The organism is Galactobacillus timonensis (genome assembly GCF_900240265.1).
Taxonomy (GTDB): Bacteria; Bacillota_I; Bacilli_A; order Erysipelotrichales; family Erysipelotrichaceae; genus Bulleidia; species Bulleidia timonensis.
Window position 1 is genome coordinate 1 of the sequence record NZ_LT964748.1, and the last position, 2,100, is coordinate 2,100.

A 2,100-nucleotide genomic window follows, 5' to 3' on the forward strand; every position below is an offset into this window, starting at 1 on the left:
CCGTCAGCCGCTTTTTCATATTGCCGGAGAATGAATGCTCGAGCACTATCATTCACCATGCAAGAAAAGGGGCCGTAGCAGCCTGAGCAGATTCTAAATATGCTCAAACTGTTACAGTCCCTTTTCAATTCAAATCCTTTTGACAGCGAATTACTTTACGCTTTCAACGTAAGCGTTGTATTCCGTATCATCAGCGAAGTCGTAATAGCTCTTCACCTTCAGTTCGCCGCTCTTGATCTTCTCCGACGCTTCAGCGATCTGAGCTTTCAGCTCATCCGGTGTATTTGCTTCGTAGTAATCATTATCTGCAATGCCGACCGAATCCTGCGCAAGGCCGAGGCGCGTCGTATGACCCCACATCGAATCATCACCGGACTCAATGGAATGCATGATGGAGACAAGAGAGTTACCGACTTCCTTCAGCATCGAAGTGAGGATAACATCTGCCTTCTCCGGGTTCTCACTGTCCTTGTACAGAGCATACTGATCCGAATCAACGCCGATTGCCCAGACATCATTCAGCTCCGAGCATGCTTCGAACAGACCATCACCCGAACCGCCGGCAACCTGATAGAAGACATCCGCATTGTTGTTGCGGGCCTGATCGAGAACAATTTCCTTCATCTTGGCCGGATCGCTCCAGGAATCAACCGCCGCCTTAACAACCTTCACATCCGTTCCGTTTGCCGCATTGTAATCGATGACGCCGTTTACAAAGCCGGTAACGAAGTCATTGATGACCGGGCTCTCAACACCAACATCGACCGCAATGGTTCCGGTCTTGGTCATGCCGGCAGCCAGCATACCGACAAGGTAGGAACCTTCGTTCTGTGCATAGAAGATGCAGGTCATATTGTCCGGCAGCTGATCATCAGTCCAGTTGGCATCGAAGCCGATGAACTTCACATCCGGATATTCCTTGGCCAGATTTGCCATAATCTCCATATAGGTCGAATAGCCGATGATGTACTCATAGCCCTGATCAATGACATCAAGAATCTCATCCTCGTACTTGTCCGCCTTGGACGCATCACCCAGCTCAAAGGTGTGCTCATCCCAGCCTTCGCTCTTCAGAATCTGCATGCCGGCTTCGCCGGAATCCGAGAAGGATTTATCACCAAGCGCACCTACCAGAAACGCTACCTTTCCCTTGTTGGAATCCGCACCTGCATCCGCTGCCGCAGTAGAGGCAGTAGTGTCTGCAGAAGAAGAACTTGCTCCGCAGGCAGCGAGAGACATTGCCATGGAAATCGTCATTACAATCGAAACCAGCTTTTTCATATTTCCTCCCTTGATATGTTTACCCTTCAGCGCGTGAAGGAGTGAAACCAGAATCTGTACAGCAGTATCACCGCTCTGTCTTAGGCCAGTGACAGAGCAATTTCCATCATCTGCGTAAATGATGTTTCCCGCTCCTGAGACGTGGTCACTTCATCCGGACCATCCGAGATTGTCAGAATGCACAATGCCTTTGCTCCTGCCGCTGCCGCATTGGTATAGAGCGCCGCTGATTCCATCTCGACCGCAAGCACGCCCATATCACGGAACGTTTTTGCATGCGGAAGTTCTTCGCCATAGAACACATCGGATGAAAGAACATTGCCAACGTGATAGTGCAGTCCCATTTCCTTTGCCTTAGCGACCGCTTTTTCCAGCAGTTCAAAGCTGCAGATTGGCGCAAATGTTCCCGGAAGTCCCTGCAGCGCAGGATAGTTGCTCGTTGTGCAGGAGCCCTGCGCAAAGACGACATCGCGAACATGCACATAGGGCTGCCAGGTGCCGGCCGTACCGATCCGGATCAGATTCTTGCAGCCATACACATGGATCAGCTCCCAGCTGTAAATGCCCATCGACGGGCAGCCCATGCCGGTTCCCATAACCGATACACGTTTTCCCTGATACGTACCTGTATAGCCGAACATATTGCGGACAGAATTGAACTGAACCGCATCCTCCAGATAATGCTCCGCAATACGCAAACAGCGGACTTTTGGGGAGACGTCGACGGCAATCAATGGAACCGTGCCGGCGGTAAATTGGTACCGCAGCGACGGCAGTTTGGTACTAAAAAAATAGAAAACTCAGCCATCATTAGAGGCT

At 50.9% G+C, this 2,100-nt stretch carries 2 protein-coding genes; both read right to left on the reverse strand.

Annotated elements, in window-relative coordinates:
- Positions 1-150: 150 nt before the first annotated feature.
- Positions 151-1,281 (reverse strand): BMP family lipoprotein, encoded by a 1,131-nt coding sequence (locus C1714_RS13710; protein WP_102343792.1) that lies wholly within the window; start codon positions 1,279-1,281, stop codon positions 151-153.
- Positions 1,282-1,361: 80 nt separating this feature from the next.
- Positions 1,362-1,979 carry a purine-nucleoside phosphorylase gene (locus tag C1714_RS13715; RefSeq protein ID WP_245305152.1) on the reverse strand — a complete coding sequence of 206 codons (618 nt, stop codon included), beginning with the start codon at positions 1,977-1,979 and terminating at the stop codon, positions 1,362-1,364.
- Positions 1,980-2,100 lie beyond the last annotated feature (121 nt).

Excerpts from the sequence above, each read along its gene's own strand:
- C1714_RS13710 (WP_102343792.1), bottom strand. The coding sequence starts at position 1,281 with ATGAAAAAGCTGGTTTCGATTGTAATGACGATTTCCATGGCAATGTCT.